At 65.7% G+C, this 19,839-nt stretch carries 18 protein-coding genes; 6 read left to right on the forward strand and 12 right to left on the reverse strand.

Annotated elements, in window-relative coordinates:
- Positions 1-398: 398 nt before the first annotated feature.
- The 5 genes from AWB78_RS10495 to AWB78_RS10515 all read right to left on the reverse strand — a co-directional run bounded on the left by AWB78_RS10495 (position 399) and on the right by AWB78_RS10515 (position 6,888).
- Positions 399-1,478 carry a purine-nucleoside phosphorylase gene (locus AWB78_RS10495; protein ID WP_062604507.1) on the reverse strand — a complete coding sequence of 360 codons (1,080 nt, stop codon included), beginning with the start codon at positions 1,476-1,478 and terminating at the stop codon, positions 399-401.
- Between the two features lie 84 nt (positions 1,479-1,562).
- Positions 1,563-4,124 carry a mechanosensitive ion channel family protein gene (locus AWB78_RS10500; protein WP_062604508.1) on the reverse strand — a complete coding sequence of 854 codons (2,562 nt, stop codon included), beginning with the start codon at positions 4,122-4,124 and terminating at the stop codon, positions 1,563-1,565.
- 160 nt (positions 4,125-4,284) lie between these two features.
- Complete coding sequence (locus tag AWB78_RS10505; protein WP_062604509.1) at positions 4,285-5,211, reverse strand: cation diffusion facilitator family transporter; 927 nt, start codon at positions 5,209-5,211, stop codon at positions 4,285-4,287.
- A 16-nt stretch (positions 5,212-5,227) separates the two neighbouring features.
- Positions 5,228-6,283 carry a selenide, water dikinase SelD gene (gene selD, locus AWB78_RS10510; protein WP_062604510.1) on the reverse strand — a complete coding sequence of 352 codons (1,056 nt, stop codon included), beginning with the start codon at positions 6,281-6,283 and terminating at the stop codon, positions 5,228-5,230.
- 44 nt (positions 6,284-6,327) lie between these two features.
- Complete coding sequence (locus AWB78_RS10515) at positions 6,328-6,888, reverse strand: putative glycolipid-binding domain-containing protein (protein WP_062604620.1); 561 nt, start codon at positions 6,886-6,888, stop codon at positions 6,328-6,330.
- Between the two features lie 237 nt (positions 6,889-7,125).
- On the opposite strand from AWB78_RS10515, the gene AWB78_RS10520 reads away from it, so the two are divergent.
- Positions 7,126-7,548, forward strand: a complete 423-nt coding sequence (locus AWB78_RS10520; protein WP_062604511.1) for a BspC domain-containing protein — start codon at positions 7,126-7,128, stop codon at positions 7,546-7,548.
- Between the two features lie 6 nt (positions 7,549-7,554).
- Here AWB78_RS10520 and AWB78_RS10525 read toward each other — a convergent pair whose 3' ends face one another.
- The gene (locus AWB78_RS10525; RefSeq protein ID WP_062604512.1) at positions 7,555-8,079 is read right to left on the reverse strand and encodes an RrF2 family transcriptional regulator; all 525 of its coding nucleotides are present in this window, start codon (positions 8,077-8,079) and stop codon (positions 7,555-7,557) included.
- A gap of 408 nt (positions 8,080-8,487) precedes the next feature.
- Here AWB78_RS10525 and AWB78_RS10530 point away from each other — a divergent pair, with 408 nt between their 5' ends.
- Positions 8,488-8,706 (forward strand): hypothetical protein, encoded by a 219-nt coding sequence (locus AWB78_RS10530; protein ID WP_062604513.1) that lies wholly within the window; start codon positions 8,488-8,490, stop codon positions 8,704-8,706.
- Positions 8,707-8,769: 63 nt separating this feature from the next.
- On the opposite strand, the gene AWB78_RS10535 is transcribed toward AWB78_RS10530, so the two are convergent.
- The 5 genes from AWB78_RS10535 to AWB78_RS10550 form a co-directional block, all read right to left on the reverse strand.
- Complete coding sequence (locus tag AWB78_RS10535) at positions 8,770-9,561, reverse strand: anti-sigma factor family protein (RefSeq protein WP_082883281.1); 792 nt, start codon at positions 9,559-9,561, stop codon at positions 8,770-8,772.
- The gene (locus AWB78_RS10540) at positions 9,558-10,082 is read right to left on the reverse strand and encodes an RNA polymerase sigma factor (RefSeq protein WP_062604514.1); all 525 of its coding nucleotides are present in this window, start codon (positions 10,080-10,082) and stop codon (positions 9,558-9,560) included. Before AWB78_RS10540 ends, AWB78_RS10535 begins: the two co-directional genes overlap by 4 nt.
- 58 nt (positions 10,083-10,140) lie before the next feature.
- Positions 10,141-10,281 (reverse strand): hypothetical protein, encoded by a 141-nt coding sequence (locus AWB78_RS46420; RefSeq protein WP_157697453.1) that lies wholly within the window; start codon positions 10,279-10,281, stop codon positions 10,141-10,143.
- 95 nt (positions 10,282-10,376) lie between these two features.
- Positions 10,377-10,757, reverse strand: coding sequence for a COG4315 family predicted lipoprotein (locus tag AWB78_RS10545; protein ID WP_062604515.1), 381 nt, complete (start codon positions 10,755-10,757; stop codon positions 10,377-10,379).
- A gap of 186 nt (positions 10,758-10,943) precedes the next feature.
- Complete coding sequence (locus AWB78_RS10550) at positions 10,944-11,942, reverse strand: AraC family transcriptional regulator (RefSeq protein WP_198399247.1); 999 nt, start codon at positions 11,940-11,942, stop codon at positions 10,944-10,946.
- A gap of 217 nt (positions 11,943-12,159) precedes the next feature.
- Between AWB78_RS10550 and AWB78_RS10555 the strand changes: the two genes are divergently transcribed.
- Together AWB78_RS10555 and AWB78_RS10560 are read left to right on the forward strand one after the other, a co-directional pair.
- Positions 12,160-13,215 (forward strand): aldo/keto reductase, encoded by a 1,056-nt coding sequence (locus tag AWB78_RS10555; RefSeq protein WP_062604516.1) that lies wholly within the window; start codon positions 12,160-12,162, stop codon positions 13,213-13,215.
- Between the two features lie 187 nt (positions 13,216-13,402).
- The gene (locus tag AWB78_RS10560) at positions 13,403-14,584 is read left to right on the forward strand and encodes a 4-hydroxybenzoate 3-monooxygenase (RefSeq protein WP_062604517.1); all 1,182 of its coding nucleotides are present in this window, start codon (positions 13,403-13,405) and stop codon (positions 14,582-14,584) included.
- 45 nt (positions 14,585-14,629) lie between these two features.
- Here AWB78_RS10560 and AWB78_RS10565 read toward each other — a convergent pair whose 3' ends face one another.
- Positions 14,630-16,885, reverse strand: coding sequence for an amylo-alpha-1,6-glucosidase (locus AWB78_RS10565; protein ID WP_062604518.1), 2,256 nt, complete (start codon positions 16,883-16,885; stop codon positions 14,630-14,632).
- Between the two features lie 178 nt (positions 16,886-17,063).
- Between AWB78_RS10565 and AWB78_RS10570 the strand changes: the two genes are divergently transcribed.
- Together AWB78_RS10570 and AWB78_RS10575 are read left to right on the forward strand one after the other, a co-directional pair.
- Positions 17,064-17,858, forward strand: coding sequence for a sulfite exporter TauE/SafE family protein (locus AWB78_RS10570; RefSeq protein WP_062604519.1), 795 nt, complete (start codon positions 17,064-17,066; stop codon positions 17,856-17,858).
- A 282-nt stretch (positions 17,859-18,140) separates the two neighbouring features.
- Positions 18,141-19,838 carry an acid phosphatase gene (locus AWB78_RS10575; protein ID WP_062604623.1) on the forward strand — a complete coding sequence of 566 codons (1,698 nt, stop codon included), beginning with the start codon at positions 18,141-18,143 and terminating at the stop codon, positions 19,836-19,838.
- Position 19,839: the final 1 nt, after the last annotated feature.

The following is a 19,839-nucleotide window of genomic DNA, read 5'->3' on the forward strand; positions in this document are numbered from 1 at the left end:
CAACACTGTGAAACGGATTCTAAGTACGCTCCGAATCGAAAGCAAGGGCATCTCAATAATATTTTGTTGCAAACAACACTTTCGATCGGTAATTTTTTCGGTCAGTCGAATTTACCTTGGTTTCGCGCTCGCTTCGTATTTGTCATACGTTTGCGAGGTCCATCTGGCGCGGTTTCGTTTTTGATCGGATAAATCGTTCGACGCCAGTAATAACGGGGGTTTTGCGATTCGGTTGACACTCAGAACAGCTATTTTCGAGATGATTCATCCGATGAAAATAGCAGGAAAACAGCCTGATAATCGGGCCGTACCGATGACCGTTGAGAGAGGTAATAATTACCTTCAGCTTGTTACACGCGTGAAACGGCTTTTGTTACCCCGATTTGTAACGTGGCGCGTTACCTTTTCGGGACGCCCGTGCGCCACGCATCCCAATGTGTAACAACCGTCTGCACGAACGGATGGCCCGTTCGATACAGATTTTCGATAGCGGGCGCAAAGCCGCCCTGCGCCGCGTAATTCAGCAGATTGTCGACGGCGCTCTGCCCCGGATAAGGGCGATCGAAGTCCGAGCCGGCGCGCAGCACGGCCACGCGGGACACATCCGCTCGCCCGACGCTCGCCGCGCGCCTGAGCGCCTCGTAGGTCGCGTTGTCTTCCTGCTGCGTCGTGCAATAGACGCCGCGGCCATCGGTCAGTAGACGCGTCCAGGCGCGCGCCCGCTCGCCGATGTACTTGCCCGACCACCATGTATCGCCGGCGAGCGTGTCGCACTGGATCACGCCGGGCGGCCGGTTCGCCGGCGCGTAATCGAACTTCGCGCGCGCGGCTTTGGCCTCGTCGCTGTCGGCGAGCGTGACGTTGCGCGACAGCGCGTACGCGGTGTCGGCGAGCGTCGCGTCGAGCGCGAACAATTCGGTGCGATAGTCGAGCGGCGGTTTCTCGTCCGGCCGTTTCGTGTTGATGCCGGTGAACCCGCTCGGCCAGCTCGCAGGCTTCTCGCGCGCGTCGAGTTCCCATTGCGGGCCGAAATCGACGAGATACTTCGCCCACGCCGTCGAACCGACCGTCCCCTGCGCCGGATCGATGCCCGCGATGCCGGCGATCAGAAAATACGCGCGGCGCAAGTCGAAGCGGTCGGAGAATGCGAGCGCCATCATCGACGCGGCGGCGTTGGTGTGTCCCATGCCCGTCGTGACGACGCACACATCGTCGCGATTGCAATGCACGGCCGGATAATCCGGCGACAATCCCGGCACCTCGATCGCGTCCCACGGCCCGAGCCTGTCGAGCCAGACCTTGCCTTCGGGCGCGAACATCGTGACGATCATGACCTTGACTTCGCGCGAGCCGTTGGCGGCGTCGGATGAACGCGGGGCGGAGGCGCATCCCGCGAGGCTCGCCGCGAACGCCATCGCGACGATCGCGCGGCGGAACTGCTTCGTGGTCTTCTTCGGTTCCGATGCGGCGGCTTTCATGGCAGGCGTGATCCTCGTAAAAGTTCGACCCTCGAAAGAAAATCGCGCCCTCGGGGGGCGCGATCGGGCCGAACGATTATAGGATCACGTGCCGCTCTGCGAGGCCCGCGGCGGCGGCGCATTCGATGCGGCGTTCGCCGGACCCGCGGCTTCGCTCGTCGGATGCTGCGCGGCCTTCGACGGCTCGCCGCGCTGATCCGCGCCGGCCTCCTCCGCATCGGCAACGGAATCCTGACCGCCTTCCTGGCCCCCGCCATTCACGATCACGAAGTTGCGCTGCGGATTCGCAATCTCGATGCCGCGCGCCGTGAACTCGTTGAGAATGCGCCGGTTGAACTCGCGCTGCACCGGCCAGCGCGCGCTGTCGCGGCATTGGATCTGACCGGCGAGCGTGACGGTCGAGCCGTCGACGGCATCGACGCCCCAGAAGCTGAAATCGGACAGGATGCCGTCGCGGAACGCCTCGTCTTCACGCAGCGCCGTGCCGATCTCCTTCAGCGTCGAGATCGCGAGATCGACATCCTGGCCGAGCGCGATCGACACGCGCACCGCCGCGTTGCCGATGCCGCGATTCGTGTTGTTCACCGTCGACACCGAGCTGAACGGCACGGTGTAGAGCGAGCCGTCGCCGCCGCGCAGACGCACCGTGCGGATCGACAGATATTCGACTGTCCCCGACACCCCGGCGAGCGTCACCCAGTCGCCCACCTGCATCGCGTTTTCCATCAGCAGGAAGATGCCGGTGATGAGATCCTGCACGAGCTTTTGCGAGCCGAAGCCGAGCGCCACGCCGAAGATGCTCGCGCTCGCGAGCAAGGGCGCCGTGTTCACGCCGAGCTCCGAAAGCCCCGTCAGGACGACGACCATCGCGATCACGATGAAGAGGCCGGTGCGCATCATCGGCAACAGCGTGCGCAGACGCGCGGCACGCAGGCGTTCGCCGCTCGCGGTCCACTGCTCGAGCCGCCGCTCGACGACGATGTTCGCCGCTTCCCACACGAGCACGGCGAACACGGCCGCGATCACGATCGTGACGAGCGCCGACGCGAGCCGGTTGCCGACGCCGCCCGACGTGAAGAAATGCACGATGTTGACGCCCCACACTTCCAGCAGCGCGACGACCGTCACGACCGAGATCAGCGCCTGCACGATGCGCCGCAACGCCGGGTAATAGCGATACGCACGCCGTCGCGCGATCGATTCGTTTGCGAGATCGTCCTCGTCGTCCTGATGGAACACGCGGCCGAGCGCGCCGAACGCGACGATCGCCAGCACGCGCGTGCCGACGAGCACGAGCAGCGACAGGCCGCCGAGATGGAACAGCGTGCGATAGCCGTTCTGCACGTCGAGCGCCCACACGAACCACAGCGCGATCACGAAGAAGATCGCGACGCCCGCCCAGATATCGGCGAGCCAGTTGCCGAAGAGCTTGACGGAGCGGTTCGCCCGCGCGCGCGCGCGAATGCGTTCGGCTACGGGTCTGCGGCATTCGAAGATCACGAACGCGATCATCAGATGCACGATCAGCAGGACGCCCTTCGTAATGGCGATATGGGCGTCGCCCGATAAACCCAGCGGCTCGGCGGCATTGGCGAGCGCGAGGCCCGCGCCCGCGACGCTCACGATGCGCCGCACCCAGCGATGCGTGTACACCGCGTAGACATCGCGCATCTGGATGAGGCGCAGGCCGGGCGCGCGCGGCGCGACGAAGAAGCCGCTCACGATCACGATCGCGCGGCATACCAGATAGACGTCGATGAGCGAGCCCGCGACGCGCGCTTCGGGCGTGTCGTCGTTGATGAAGACCGACATCAGCAGCGTCACCACGCCGATGAAGACGACGAGCGGAACCAGCGCGAGGAAGCCGTAGAGCAGCGCGCTCGGCAGGCGCTGCAACAGCGTCCAGTGACGCGCCGCATGTCGTTGTCCGCGCGCGTCGTCGGCCTTGCGCTCCGCGAGATGCATCGCGGTTTCGTCGCCGCTTCGCGCCGCGGCGTCTTCCGCGCGCTCGGCGGCGTGCTGTTGGCGCACGAGGTTCGGATCCTGCTCCTCGGCATCGGCGATGCCGCGCGCCGCGATTTTCGCGCGCGGCTTCTTCAGGAAGCGCGAGCACAGGAATTCGAGCAGCAGCGCGGGCAGCAGCGACGCCAGCACGGTCCACGCGACATGACCGATGAGCGCGCGCCCGTCCGCGCTCGACGTGCGGTCGCGCCACCACGAGATCACGGAGCCGAAATCGAGCAGCGTCGCCGCCGCGCGCCGCATGCCCCCGCCGAACTGCACGAGCCAGTGGCCCGCCTGCCGGGATATCTGCGAAGCGAGACCGTTCGCGGTCAATGAATGCGCGAGCACGCCGGATGCGCCCGATGCGGGCGCCGCCGCCGACGACGACGCAGCCTGCGGCGCACTCGCGGGCGCGGCGAGCGCGCCCGCCGCCGCGATGGCGCGCAGCGTATCCGCGACCTGCGAGCGGCGCGCGGGATCGTTGAGCACCGCGAGCGCATCGCGCGCCTGCTGCGGCGTCAGCGCGACGGCCGGCTGCGACGCGTGCTGCGCGGGAGCGGCTGCGGCGAAGGAGGACTGCGAAAAGATCGGAAGAAGGCTCGACACGGCGACGAGCAGCACTGCCAGGAGCAATTTGCGCATGGGTCGGATGAAGATCACGAAATTTCAGGGACTCGATGCGGACGACGCGCACGACGTATGTTAACGCGATGCCGCCAGCGCGGCAGAAGCGGCCCCGGACGACCCTCAGGTCGTTAGCACGCGGCGCTCCTGCCCCGCCATGAATTGGCGCGAATCGAGCCTACAGCATCGCGGGTTCGCCGCGATCGCGGGCGATGTCGGGCTCGAAGAATACCCAGCGCACTTGCGGAAACGCACGCTGCAGGTCTTCCTCGATGATATTGATCGCATCGATCATCGCGCGGCCGCTGGCGTAGTCGATCATCTCGGCCTGGACCGCGACGACCACGTGTTTGCCCCATTGCAGCGTGATGAGGCTGATGATGCGCGTGATCTCGGGACGCGTGCGCAAGTGCGCGTCGATCGCCTTGCGCACTTCGGGGCTCGCGGATTCGCCGACGATCATCGACTTCACTTCGCGCGCCACCAGATACGCGATCACCATCAGCAGCACGCCGACGCCGATCGACCCCGCCGCGTCATACGCCGGATTGCCGGTGAGCATGGTCAGGAGCACGGCGGCGAACGCGATCGCGAGACCGAGCAGCGCCGCGACATCCTCGCCCGCGACGACGAGCAACTCCGATTCGCGCGTTTCGCGGAACCATCGCCACAAGGTCTTGTCCGGCGCGCCCTTGCGGATTTCGCGTAAAGCGCCCGCGAGCGAGAACGCTTCGAGCACGACGGAGACGCCGAGAATCACGAGCGCGACGATCGGATTCGACAAGGGCTCGTGATGGAGCAGCCGATGCGCGCCTTCATACACCGAGAACGCCCCGCCGACGAAGAACAGCAGCAGCGCGACGATCAGCGCATAGAAATAGATCTCGCGCCCCGAGCCCAACGGATGCAGCGCGTTCGCGGGCTTCTGCGCGCGCTTCAGGCCGAAGAGCAGCAGCAACTGGTTGCCGCAATCGGCGGTGGAATGGATGGCTTCGGCGAACATCGCGCCCGAGCCGGTGAAGGCCGCCGCCCCGAACTTGCAGACGGCGATGCCGAAATTCGCGGCGAGCGCGTAGAAGATGGCTTTCGGAGATTCTTCCTTCATGCCTTTTTATATCGGATCAGGACACGTCGACGCGGCTCGGGCCGTCCACCATCTCGCCGATCACCGCCGCTTCGTCGAAGCCGTCGGCGCGGAAGATCGCGAGCACGTCGTTCACCGCTTCGGGCGCGCACGATACGAGCAGGCCGCCCGACGTCTGCGGATCGGTAAGCAAGGCGCGGGCCTCATCGTTTTCCTTGCCGTCAACGTTCAACGTGATGTCGTGGCCATAGGCCGCCCAGTTGCGGCCCGACGCGCCCGTGTAGATGCCCGCGCCGACAAACTCGCGCACCTGCGGCAGCCACGGCAGGTCCGCATAACGGATGCGCGCCGTGAGTTGCGCGCCGCGTGCGAGTTCCAGCGTATGGCCGAGCAGGCCGAAGCCGGTCACGTCCGTCAGCGCGTGCACGCCGTCGAGCTGCGCGAGCTCCGCGCCCGGGCGATTGAGCTTGGTCGTCGCATCGATCATCGCCCGGTAGCCGGCGGCGTCGAGCTTGTCTTTCTTCAGCGCCGCCGACAGCACGCCGACGCCGAGCGGCTTGCCGAGCACGAGCACGTCGCCCGCGCGCGCGGCCGCGTTGCGCTTCACGCGCGACGGATGCACGATGCCGAGCGCCGCGAGCCCGTAGATCGGCTCGACGGAATCGATCGAATGGCCGCCCGCGACCGGAATGCCCGCTTCGGCGCACACCGCTTCGCCGCCCTTCAGCACTTGCGCGATCACTTCATGCGGCAATACGTTGATCGGCATGCCGACGAGCGCGAGCGCGAGAATCGGCTTGCCGCCCATCGCGTAGACATCGGACAGCGCGTTGGTCGCGGCGATGCGGCCGAAGTCGAACGGATCGTCGACGATGGGCATGAAGAAATCGGTGGTCGCGACGATCGCCTGCTCGTCGTTGAGCTTGTAGACGGCGGCGTCGTCGGCGGTGTCGTTGCCCACGAGGAGATTCGGGAACGCGGGCAATGGCGTCGCGCGCTTGAGCAGATCGGCGAGCACGCCGGGCGCGATCTTGCAGCCGCAGCCGCCGCCGTGGGACAGGCTCGTGAGACGGGGGGAAGTGGTGTCGGTCATCGTGGAATTCGTTGGAGCGAGAGTCTGCGTATTATCGCCGTTGCTCACGCGATGCGTTTGAAGAGCCCCGGATAGTCGAGCACGAGCCCGCTTTCATCGACGGTGATGTCCGCCGTGAAGCCCGTATCCAGCCCTTCGTAACGATAGCGATGATTCGGCTCGATGCACGTGTACGCCTGCTCGACCGCGCTCACGGAAAGCTCCGGCACGCGCACGTAGACGACGCGGATCACGCGCCGCTCGCCGCGCTCCAGTTGCAGGCGCCGGATCGGCAGCGTGTTGGTGAAAGGCGTCGCGGTGATGTCCACGTCGATGCAGCCGCGCAGCGCGTCCTGCGGATCGCCGTGCGCGTCGGTCCATGCGTGCGCGTCGCCGTTGTTGCCGCCTCTGCGATGCAGATCGAGCGTCGCGCCGCCCGCGAGCTTCAAGGCGAGACGCGTGACCTGCCAGCGCGCATCGCATTCGATCCGATACACGAGGCCGAAAGCATGCGCTTCATCCTCGCCCACGACCGCGCTCTCGATCACGATGCCATCGGGCGCCTCGTTCAAGACGAGATGCTCGAGCCCCGGGCCTTCCTGTTGCGACCATCGCACCGCTTTCATCGCGCACCTCTTTCGTGTGTTCGTCTGCTTCGAAGGATACATCGCGCCGCGCAATGCTTTCGATCAGCATTCGACATGCGCGAATTGCTCGACGTCACAAAACGTCACACGGTATACTCCGCGCCATTCCTGCGCAGGCGCGCGCACCGCACTCACAGCGCCATTCACGCGATCCGTGCCCCGGCGATCCGCGCTCTGCCCGACCATCCCGAACGCCCCTTTTTCATCGCCCATCGCATGAAGCCCATTCTTGCTCCCGCCTTGTTCGCGCTCGCGCTGTCGGCGTCGATGTTTCAGCTCGTCGCGGCACAGGAAGCGCCGGACCTGCCCGAGGATTATTCGTATCTCGCCAAACTCCATGTGCCCGATGCCGTCGCGCAATGCGTCGCCGCATTCGACCGCTGGGTGGAAAACGCGCCGAAGTACGACACGCTCATCGTGCCCGACCGGCGCGTGCTGTCCGCGAAGATCGACGACGATACTCCGATCTTCAGTGTCGGCAACCCGATTCCGGTCGACAAGGTCATCGTGATGCGCGCGTTCGCGAAGGCGCGCGGCACGGCGCAATGGACGCGCGTGGACAGCCGCTGCGGCGTCCGCGACGGTCATGTGGTCGGCGTCTCGCTCACGCCGAACATGAAGCCGAAGATCGTGCGCTGAGTTCCTTTAGTTCTTCGCCGCGCGGCGCTGGCTGGTGCGCTCGTCCAGCCATTTGACGACCTGCGGCCCGAACGTGCGCGGCGCCTTCGCGTGAACCCGGCCTGCGAGATCCGATAGCCGATCCGCCGCCAGCGCCTCGCGCATGCGCTTCTCGGCGTTCTTCATCACCGCGTGCACGGCGCACACGCCGCTCGTCGCCCAGGGCGGCGCGTCCTCGCCGAACACCGCGCAGCGCGCGCGAATCTCCCTGCAATCGAAGAGCGGCTTGTCGCCGTCGATCGCGTCGACGACATCGAGCACGCTGATTTCCCGCGACGGCCGCGCGAGCGCGAAGCCCCCGCGCGCGCCTTCCGTCGCGACGACGAGGCCCGCCTTGTGCAGCTTCGTGAAGAGCTTGGCGACGTATTCCGCCGGCACGCCCTGCAATTCCGCGAGATCGCGTACGCTCGCCTCGCGCACGCCGTGCGGCGGTTCCGCCAGATAGAGCATGCAGTGCAGCGCGTACTCGACGCCCGTGCTGATGTGGGACATATCCACTCCGACAATATAAATCGTAGTTCAGGATAACGTGTCGCAGGGCCGCGTGCAACGCATCCGATGCGCCGCGCCGGACCCTTACGGGCGCCGCTCGAAAATATTTCAGGTTACACGTTTGCTTACAAACGAACACGGCTTGTCATTTTGCGAACCGCTACATTGGTCTCCATTGATTCACACGGAGAAAACCATGAAGAAACTAGCGATCCTTGCAGCGTTGGGCGTGTTGCTGAGCAGCGCGCTATCGGGCTGCATCGTCGTGCCGGACGGTGGCGGATATCACCATCACCACGGTTATTACCGCGACTGAACCGGTGCTGAATCACTCACCGGATTTCGGCATAACTGCTACCACGTGAATCGCGGTTTGGACCGCAAGCATACGAACAAGGAGTCAACATCATGAACAAGACGAAGAAGAGCCTGCTGATCGCCACCCTCGCCGCCGCGCTGGGCATGGGACTCGCCAACGTCGCTTCCGCCGACGTGCATCACTACGCACCGCATCACGTGAGCGTGGGCTGGCATGGCGATCGCTACTGGGATGGCCATCGCTACTGGGAACGCAAGGAGTGGGAGCGTCATCATCACGTCGCGCCGCCCGCGCATCGTTACTACTGATCCCATGAGGCATGAAAAAGCCGCAGCGGAGCGATCCGCTGCGGCTTTTTTCTGATCGGCCGCTCACCAGCTCTTGGGATCGCCGCCGAGTTCCTTGCACGTGTCATAGGCGATCGCCTGCAGCTTCGCCTCGCCGATCTGCCCGGAGAGCGCATAGCCGACGCGGTCCCACGCCCAATAGAACGTCGTGCGCTGCCCGTCCTTGAGCGTTCTGATCTTGCTGTCGTTGCGCCGGATCGTCGCGGTCGTCATGTAGAGCGTGAGGCGTTCGCCGGCCGCGTTCTGATACATGAACTGCGCGGCGGGCCCCTCCTCGTCCGGCAACAGCCGTCCGCCGACGAGCTGGAACCCGTACTCGGCCAGCGAGGGAATCGTCACCGCGCGATTCAGCCGCTTCGACAGCCACGTGACGAGATGATCCTGCTGCGACGCCGCCACTTCCACCGCATGCCGCTGTTCGGGCGCATACACCGCGTAGGCGATATCCGCGCGCTCCGCGAAGCGCGGCCTTTCGCCGAACTCGGGCAGCAGCATGTGCATCAGGAATCCGCACGCAACACCCACGACGAGAAAGCACGCCGCGATCAGATAACGCTCGCGCGCGGGCGGCCGCAACCGGACAACCTGCGGCTCGCGCTGATCCGCGAAGAGCGCGCGCAGCGCATTGTCCTGCGCGCGATACGCGGCGACGGTCGCCTCGCTCGCGGGATCGCTGGCGATGCGCGCGGCTACGGCGTCGCGCTCGTCGCCGGTCAGCTCGTCGTCGATGAAGGCGGACAGCGCCTGCAGATCGCGATCGGGCTTCGGCGGCCCCATATGGTCGCCGCCTTCGGTAGGACGGTCTTGATTCGTCATGAGCGGCTCACCACTTTCAGCGACGACGGCGATGCCTTGCGGCCCGGTTCCTCGCCGAGCAGAACCCGCATGTGCTCCCGCGCTCTCGACAAGCGCGACATCACGGTTCCGGTCGGCACGTTCAATACCACGGATGCCTCCTGATAACTCATTTCCTCGACACACACGAGCAGCATCACCTCACGCTGCTCGACCGGCAGGCAATAGAGCGCGCGCTGCACGTCGCGCAGCACGAGACCGTCGACTTCGCCGCGCGGCGCGGCCATGTGCCGCCAGGGCGCGGTTTCGTCATCGACCGCGATATCGCGGCGCCCGCGCAACTGATCGATGTACAGATTGCGCATGATCGTGAACAGCCACGCGCGCAGGTTCGTGCCCGCCTGAAACGATTTGGCGCGATTGAGCGCGCGCTCGGTCGCGTCCTGCACGAGATCGTCGGCCCACGCGCGATCGCCCGTCAGCCCGCGCGCATAGCGGCGCAACTGCGGCAGATGCGCGAGAAGATCGCTCTCGAAGCTCAAGGCCGTGCGCCCGTCGGGATGCCCCGAACGCCGCAGGCGGTGGTCGTGGATTGCGCCATCAGTAGCTTCCTCCGCCGGACGTCCCGCTCGGCGCGCCCGAGGAATTCGGCGCGCTCTGCGTGCCGCTCGCACAGCCCGCCGCGCCCAGCGCGAGGCCGAGCGCGACCAGGAGCACCGTCACTCCGATCGCTCGTTTCATGATCGTTTCCCATTGACTCATAGACCGGCAGGCTCATGGTTTTATTCCGCGAACCCGCCGCCTTGCGAAAGATTGCTCCGGCGTTACCGAAGCGCTCAGGGCTTCGCGACGTGCCAGACGTCGCGGAAGTTGTCCCCGTTCTTGTCGCCGGGCTTCGTGTCCTTCGCGAAGCGATAGACGCGCTTGCCGTCGTAGGCCCATTGCTTGCCGCCGTCGGCGGCTTCCATGGTCCACTTGCCGCTCGGCTGGTCGGAGGCGCCCGCCATCGCGGCGGGCCACGCCTGCGCGCAGCCGCCGGTGCAGGCGCTCGGCCCGCCCTTCGTGTCCTTGTCGAACGTGTAGAGCGTCATGCCTTTTTCATCGACGAACATGCCGTTCGCCTCCTTCGGCGCCGCAGCATGGGCGGATGAAGCGATGGAGGCAAAAGCGGTGGCGACCGTTGCGGCAGCGGCGAACATCTGGATGCGCTTCTTCATTTCATCTTTCCTTGTTGTAGAAGTATCCGTAGAACGTTCGGAAGCGCTGCACTATTCCGCGGACGATGAAATAAGTCGATGCGGCAGCGCCGTCGCATCGCGGCCCGGCAATCCATTCAAGACCATTCGCGCGCGCGTTGCCAGAGGTTCATCGAAATTTCGTCGGCGGGACGGTGAAACCGGCGCTCAGACGCCTGCCGCGGCCGCGGTCGCATCGCGCCAGCGCCGCGTGTCGCGCAGCGGCGGCGCGCCGAAGAGCCGGCTGTACTCGCGGCTGAACTGGGACGCGCTCTCATAGCCCACGCGATGCGCGGCGGTGGCGGCATCGACGATATCGAGCATCATCAGACGGCGCGCCTCCTGAAGACGCAGCTGCTTCTGATACTGCAGCGGGCTCATCGCGGTGACGGCCTTGAAATGATGATGCAGCGACGACACGCTCATGTGCACGTCGCGGGCGATGTCCTCCACGCGCAGCGGCTGATCGAAATGCTGGCGCAGCAGTTGAATCGCCTTCGCGATGCGCTGCGTCTGGCTGTCCTGCAGCGCGATCTGCCGCAGCCGCGCGCCGGAGCCGTTCATCAGCAGGCGATAGAGAATCTCGCGCTTCACGAGCGGCGCGAGGATCGGCACGTCCTCGGGCGTGTCGACGAGCCGCAGCAGGCGCAGCACGGCGTCGAGCATCGCGTTGCCGAGACGGTTCACGTAGAGGCCGCGCGAGGCGTCGGCCTGCGTCGCGGGCGGCAGGCTTTCGTCCTGGATCAGCGAGGTGATTTCCTCGACGTCGAGATCGAGCCGCAAGCCGAGATACGGCTCCGACTCGCTCGCCACCGACACCTGCCCGCACACCGGCAGATCCACCGACGACACCAGATAGTGCATCGGATCGTAGATATAGACCTCGTCGCCGACCATGAGACGCTTGCTGCCTTGCGCGATCAGCGCGAGCGCCGGCGTCTGGATGCCGTGCTTCGGCCCGCCCGGATTCATGATGCGATGCAGGAAGAGTCCCGGCACCGGCGTTTCGACCGAGCCCTCGCAACCGTCGGTGAAACGGTCCAGCAGCGCGACGAGATCGAGGCGCGCCTGATCCAGCGCGGCATCGGGCGCGTCGCCGTGGCGCACCTCCTGTGGCTGGTCGTGACTGTCTTTTCCGGCGAGACCGGGCGTGTCGTTCAGAGCCATGGCTGACTGATTTCGAGATGAAGGAGGAGTCCGCCTAGCTTACTCGCGCGGGCGCGGGATTGCTCGCGACCGCCCTCCGCGTTTGCAGGAACAGGCAAGGATTGAACAGGATCAGGCTATGAACCGGGCGCGCGCCGGAACGATACTGCATTGCCGGCGCGGATCGTCTCGCATGGGTCGTGCGATGCCGCGCCTTTCCAGTCACTCGGGAGCAACCATGCGCTACAGGAAATTCGGCAATACCGGTCTTTTCGTCTCCGAACTGTGCTTGGGCACGATGACCTTCGGCGGCGGCGGGACCGGCGGAATCTGGGACAACATCGGCCAGTTGCAGCAGACGGACGCGGACACGCTGATCGGCCGCTCGCTCGATGCGGGCATCAACTTCATCGACACCGCCGACGTCTACGCCGACGGCCAGTCGGAAATCATCACGGGCCAGGCGCTCAGAAATCTGAAGGTGCCGCGCGAGAACGTCGTCGTCGCGACGAAGATTCTCGGCGAGACCGGCACCAAAACCGCGAACTCGCGCGGCGCGTCGCGCTATCACATCATCGATGGCGTGAAGGCGAGCCTGAAGCGCCTGCAGCTCGATCACGTCGACCTGTACCAGATTCACGGCTTCGATCCCGCGACGCCGATCGAGGAAACGCTGCGCGCGCTCGACAATCTCGTCCAGCACGGGCATGTGCGCTACATCGGCGTGTCGAACTGGGCGGCGTGGCAGATCATGAAGGCGCTCGGCATTTCCGAGCGGCTCGGGCTCGCGCGCTTCGAGTCGCTGCAGGCGTATTACACGATCGCTGGCCGCGATCTGGAGCGCGAGATCGTGCCGCTGCTGAAGAGCGAGAATGTCGGGCTGATGGTGTGGAGTCCGCTCGCGGGCGGGCTGCTGTCGGGCAAGTACACGCGCGAGGGCGCAAAAGAGGAAGGCAGCCGCCGCACGAAGTTCGATTTTCCGCCGGTCAATGTCGAGCGCGCGTACGACTGCGTCGACGTGATGCGGCACATGGCCGAAGCCAAGGGCGTCTCGGTCGCGCAGATCGCGCTTGCCTGGCTGCTGCATCAGAAGGCGGTGTCGAGCGTGATCGTCGGGGCGAAGCGCGTCGAGCAGCTCGATGACAACATCGGCGCGACGAAGGTCAGGCTCAACGAGGACGAGCTCGCCGCGCTGGATGAAGTGAGCCAGTTGCCTGCGGAATATCCCGGCTGGATGCTGACGCGGCAAGGGGAATACCGGCGCAATCAATTGAAGGAACAGGCGGCGGAGTAAGGTCCTCCGGGACGCGGGCGCTCGCTCGCGTCTCGTAGGGATTTACCCGCAGTTTTCGCTGTTTTCGCCCCGTTTGAGGCCTTTATCTCGAAATCGCATAGACCTTATCCTCCCTATCGCGTTGCGGCATAAGGCCGCTCTGCCGACACTGTACGCACAACATCACCACTGCCTCCCGGAGACAACTATGCGTACTCAAGTCGGTATCGTCGGCGCGGGCCCCGCCGGGCTTCTTCTCTCTCATCTGCTTCATCTGCGCGGGATCGAATCGGTCGTGCTCGAAGCGCGCAGCCAGAACGACATCGAATCGACGATCCGCGCCGGCGTGCTCGAACAAGGCACGATGGACACGCTCAATCAGGCCGGTCTCGGCGCGCGCATGCAGGCGGAAGGCGCGCTGCATCACGGCTTCGAGCTCGCGTTCGAAGGTCAGCGCCGCCGCATTGCGCTGACCGAGCTGACCGGGCACTCGATCACGGTCTATGCGCAGCACGAAGTCATCAAGGATCTCGTCGCAGCGCGCATCGCGGCCAATGGCGCGCTGAAATTCAACGTGTCGAACGTGTCGCTGCACGATTTCCAGGAAGGCAGCGACCGCAAGCCGCGCATCAAGTATCAGCACGAAGGCCGCGACGAGGAATTGGAGTGCGACTTCATCATCGGCTGCGACGGCTCGCAGGGCGTCTCGCGCCAGTCGATTCCCGAAGCGGTCCGCCAGGATTATCAGCGCATCTATCCGTTCGGCTGGTTCGGCATTCTGGTCGAAGCGCCGCCCTCTTCCGATGAACTCATCTACGCGCGCCACGACCGCGGCTTCGCGCTCATCAGCACGCGCTCGCCGGGCGTGCAGCGCATGTACTTCCAATGCGACCCGAAGGATTCCGTCGATGCCTGGTCCGACGACCGCATCTGGGCCGAACTGCACGCACGCGTCGATACCGCCGATGGCTGGCAGATCACGGAAGGCAAGATCTTCCAGAAGAACATCGTCGGCATGCGCAGCTTCGTTTCCACGCCGATGCAGTCGGGCAAGCTCTTCCTCGCCGGCGACGCCGCCCACATCGTGCCGCCGACCGGCGCGAAGGGGCTGAACCTCGCGGTCTCGGACGTGCGCGTGCTCAACGCCGCGCTCCTCGACTTCTACCAGGAAGGCAGCGGCGAGAAGCTCGCGCGCTATACCGAGACGGCGTTGAAGCGCGTATGGCGCGCCGAGCACTTCTCGTGGTGGATGACGCGCATGCTCCACAAGCTCGACGACACGTCGCCCTTCGAGCAGCGCCTGCAAGTGGCGGAACTCGAGCACGTGACGACGTCGCGCGCGGCGGCCACCGCGCTCGCCGAGAATTACGTCGGCAGCGTGGCGGTTTAACGAAGGTCACGCACGGCGCCGCGATGGCGCCGTGCGTTTTTCGCATCAAAGCACCGCGACGACCCGCGCGTCTCCATCTACCGACGGAACCACTTGCCCGCCGACGCGCCGGAACGTGATCGTCACGTTCTTGTCGCCGAGGCGCAGATCGCCGATCTCCAGCCAGTCGATGCCCTCCGGCAACTCGGGCCGATCGATTCGCACTTCATTATTGACGGCGTCGACGGTCACGCCGAGACACGCTTCCAGAATCATGAACGGCGCGCCCGCCGCCCACGCCTGCGGAAGGCACGCGACCGGATACGCGATCGGCCGCTCGCCGCGCTGGCGCGTGAATCCGCAGAAGAGCTCCGGCAGGCGCATATCGAAGGTGACCGCCGCCTCGAACAGCGACTGCAGCAAGCCGACCGCCGCGCCGCGATCGCCGTAACGCGCAAGGCCGCGCGCGCACAGCGCCGTGTCGTGCGGCCAAACCGAGCCGTTGTGATACGACATCGGATTGAAGCGCGGCTGCCCCGCCGCAAGCGTTCGCACGCCCCAGCCGGTGTGAAAGAGCGTCGATTCGAGCTGGCGCGCGACAGCCTCGCCCCGCTTGCGCTCGACGAGATCGAAGGCGAGCAGATGCCCCGCGTTCGACGACAGCACACGGCACAGTTCCCCTTTGCCGTCGAGCGCGATGCCGTAGAACTCCATGTCCGGCATCCAGTACATCTCTTCGACGCGTTCGCGGATGTGGCGCGCGCGCCGCTCGAAGTCGCGCGCGCGCTCATCCTCGCCGCGCTCGCGGGCAAGGCGCGCCATGGTCGAGAATGCGGTCGACGCGTACGCCTGCACTTCGACGAGCGCGATCGGGCCGATCGGGAACCGGCCGTCCGCGTGGAACACCGAATCCTGGCTATCCTTCCAGCCCTGATTCGCGAGGCCGTGCTCCGACGCGCGCTGATAGTCGAGCAGGCCTTGCGGATTCTTGTCGCAATGGCGCGCAACCCATTGCGCCGCGAGTTGCAGCGCCGGCCAGATTTCATCGATCAGCGCGCGGTCGCCGGTGCGTTCGGCATAGGCACCCGCCAGCACGATGAAGAGCGGCGTGCTGTCCACGCCGCCGTAGTAGAGCGCGAACGGCACCTCGCCCGTCGCGGCCATTTCGCTCTTGCGCGTCTCATGCATGATCTTGCCGATCTCGGCATCGCGGAACGCCGAGTCCTCGCGCGCCTGATTGGCGGCGAGAAAACGCAGCACACCGCGCGCGAGCGTCGGATGCAGCCACAGCATCTGGAGCGACGTGATGATCGCGTCGCGGCCGAAGGCGGTCGAAAACCACGGGATGCCCGCGTACGGGTACGGGCCGGTTTCGAGATCGGTGGTGAGCAGACCGAGATCCGCGAGCGAACGGTCGATCCATTCGCTGAAAAGCGGATTGCTCGACCGCACGCGCGCACTCGCACGACGCCTGTCGCGCATGCGCCGGTGCGCATCGACGAGTGCTTCGCGGATCGCGGGCCGGCCGGATTCGGGCGCGCATTCCGCCGCTTCGGCGGCGTTGCGCTTGCTTTCCTCGCTGGCGTCGCTGAGCGCGAGCGTGACCGCCGTCACCGACAGATACACGGAGATCGCCGTCTCCGACTGGATATGCAGTGCGTAATCGGCGCGCGTCGGCGAAAGCACGTCGGGCGCGGGCGTGAACTGGATGCGCGCGGTGCGCTCGACTTCGTCCAGGCCGACATAGCGCAGCACGACCTCGCCGTTCTCGACCATCGGCGGCCGTAAGGTGCCGCGCTTGCCGCGCTTCGCGCCGCGCACCTCGAACATATCGAGGAAGTCCGCGGCGAATGAAATGGAAAGCGGCACGGTGGACGGCTCCATGCCGTAATTGGTGAGCACGATGCTCTCGTGCAGCACGTGCCCCGACAGCACCCGCTTGCGCTCGACGTGGATCACGCCTTCGGGCGTGCGCGCCCCGCCGATCGGCGGCAGCGGACGGTTGGTGAGGTGCGCGGTGAACACAGCGTTGTCGCTCGATACGCTGCCCGAGAGCAGCGACGGCGCGCGCCCGCCGAAGGTCAGCACGAGCTCGGACAGCACCCGCGTGTCGTTGACGAAAAGGCCGTCGTCGCCGCCGCGGATGTCGCCGTTCGCGTCGTACACGGCAAAGGTATTGCCGGACTTCAGCACGAACTGGCGTTCGCTCGCCATGTTGGCGTGCTCGGTGGGAATGAACGCATCGTCCGCGACTTGCGCCGGCTGCTGCGCCTGTTGCTGCTGCTGTTGCGTCTGTTGCTGCGTCTGTTCGTGGTTATCCATTGCACCTTCCTGAAAGTAATCTGAAGGGTGTTCGTGAGCCGCATCGGAGCGCGCCTGAGGTCCCGGCACAGCCCTTCCCGCCCGGTCGTGCGTTGCTTTCATGCAGCAAGCGGGCCGCTTACCCGCTATCATCGACGGTTTTTCGACCCAACCACGCCTGACGGGTTCTCCGCGCGCAATGTCATTTCCGCATATCGATCTACTCTATTCTGCCTCAGGGCTCGCGGTGGGCTTCCTGGTCGGCCTGACGGGCGTCGGCGGCGGCTCGCTGATGACGCCCTTGCTCGTGCTGCTGTTCGGCATTCACCCGGCGACCGCCGTGGGCACCGACCTGCTTTACGCTGCGGCGACCAAGACGGCCGGCACGCTCGTGCACGGCATCAAGGGCTCGGTCGACTGGCGCATCACCGGCCGGCTCGCGGCCGGCAGCGTGCCGGCGGCGGCGATCACGCTGTATTTCCTGCACGCGCACGGCATCACGGCGCCCGGCACGGCGCGACTCATCCAGTTGATTCTCGGCACCGCGCTTCTCATCACCGCCATTTCACTGATCTTCCGGCCGCAGCTCGCGCGTCTCGCCTACAAGAAAGGCCACGGCCGCCCCGAACACCCGGTACGCACCGCTGCCTGGACGGTTCTCACCGGCGCGATACTCGGCGTGCTCGTTTCGATCACGTCCGTGGGCGCCGGCGCAATCGGCGTGACGGTGCTGCTTCTGCTCTATCCGCGTCTCGCGACGGTGCGTATCGTCGGCTCGGACGTGGCGCACGCGGTGCCGCTCACGCTGATTGCCGGGGCGGGCCACTGGATGCTCGGCTCCGTCGACTGGTCCCTGCTCGCCTCGCTCCTCGTGGGCTCGATTCCGGGCATCGCCATCGGCAGCGCGCTGTCCTCCAAGGCGCCGGAAGCGCTGCTGCGCCACGTGCTTGCCGCGACGCTGGTTCTCGTCGGAGCAAAGCTCGTGTTCAGTTGATGTTAGTCACGGTCGTTCGCGCTTTCCAGTCGGCCAGAAGACATAGGCCGATTCACATGTCGTTGCGTTTTTTTGCCTATGCCGTTCGGCCGGGTTTCACGCGGCGGAGCGATGCGGCATTATCCCCACTCAGCTAGCCGCGAGCAGCAACGCGGTCGAGTCGGAGCGCCGGGTAATTGGCCAATGGGGCTAATGGGGCTAACGGGCGCGTCATCTTTCGGCGTCGATAGTGCAGGCGCGCGTCATCGGGGCGTGCGCCGCGTGTTCACGAGGAGTCAGGCGATGAATGAGAACGACCATCCGCAAAACGAGCTTCCCTCCAGCCACGACACACCGGCCAGCGACGCACCGGCAGACCCCGCGCGGCGGCGGCTCCTCGCGGCAGGCGTGGGCATCGCGGGCCTGTCGCTCGGCGGGTGCAACCTGTTCGAGCAGAAGCCTGCCACCCCGAAAACCACCGCCGATCTCGCGCTCGACCGCACGCTCGCGACACAGGTGAAGCACATCGTCGTGATCTATGCGGAGAACCGCAGCTTCACGAATCTCTACGGCAACTATCCGGGCGTGCAATCTCCGCTCTCGGCCGTGCCGGCATCGCTTTACACGCAACTGGACCGAGACGGCCTCACGCCGATGCCCACGCTGCCGAAAATCTGGGGCGGGCTCGTGCCGCAGGCGCAGGAAATCGACGGCAAGCGCTACGCCATCACCGAGCAGCAGATCGGCAATCTGCGCAACGCGCCCTTCCAGATCATGGACGCGCATGGCGCGCCGCTGCCGAATTCGGTCATCACGCGCGATCTCGTGCATCGCTTCTATCAGAACCAGATGCAGATCAACGCCGGGCGCAACAACCAGTTCGCGGCGTGGGGCGATTCGGGCGGGCTCGTCATGGGCCATTACCGGAATTCGCCGGACACGCTGAGGCTCTGGGGGCTCGCGCAGCAATACACGCTCTGCGACAACTTCTTCATGTCGGCGTTCGGCGGGTCGTGGCTGAACCACATCTTTCTGATTTCCGCGCAGGCGCCCTTCTATCCGGATGCGAAGGGCAGCCCGGCGGCGAAGCTGCTCGCGGTCGTCGAAGGCGACGATCCCACGGGCTCGCGTCTGAAGCTCGCGCCGGATTCTCCGAAGTCCGCGCTCGAAGGGCCACCCAAGTTCGCGCGCGACGGCGCCCTCACCGCCGACGGCTACGCGGTCAACACGATGTTCCCGCCCTACCAGCCGAGCAACGTGCCGCCCCCCAAAGGCGGCGACCCGCGCTACGCGGACCGTTCGAACGCGCTCGTGCTGCCGCCCCAGACTTACGCGACCATCGGCGATCGCCTGTCGGACAAGAACGTCGACTGGGCGTGGTACAGCGGCGCCTGGCAGTACGCGCTGGAGCATCGCGACACCGGCGCGGTGCCCGATTTCCAGTACCACCATCAGCCGTTCAATTACTTCGCGAACTTCGCGCCGGGCACGGCGGCGCGGGCCATGCATCTGCGCGACGCGGGTCTCGGCGACGATCCGACGACGAACAAGCTGCTCGCCGACATCGACGCGGGCCGCCTCCCCGCCGTCACGTTCTACAAGCCGCAAGGCAATCTCAACATGCACGCGGGCTACGCGGATATCGCGTCGGGGGACCGGCATATCTCGAAGGTGATCGAGCATATCCAGCGCGCGCCGCAGTGGCAGAACACGGTGGTGATCGTCACCGTCGACGAGAACGGCGGCTGGTGGGACCACGTCTCGCCGCCGAAGGGAGACCGCTGGGGGCCGGGCTCGCGCATTCCGGCGCTCGTGATATCGCCGTTCGCGAAGAAGGGCTACGTCGATCACACCGTGTACGACACGAACTCGATCCTGCGCTTCATTTCGCGCGTGCACGACCTCACGCCGCTCGGCGGCGTCGCCGCACGGGATCGGGCGTTCGCCGCGAGCGGCCAGGCGCCGCTGGGCGATCTGACGAAGTCGCTGGATCTGGCCTAGC

Source organism: Caballeronia calidae (assembly GCF_900044055.2).
Taxonomy (GTDB): domain Bacteria; phylum Pseudomonadota; class Gammaproteobacteria; order Burkholderiales; family Burkholderiaceae; genus Caballeronia; species Caballeronia calidae.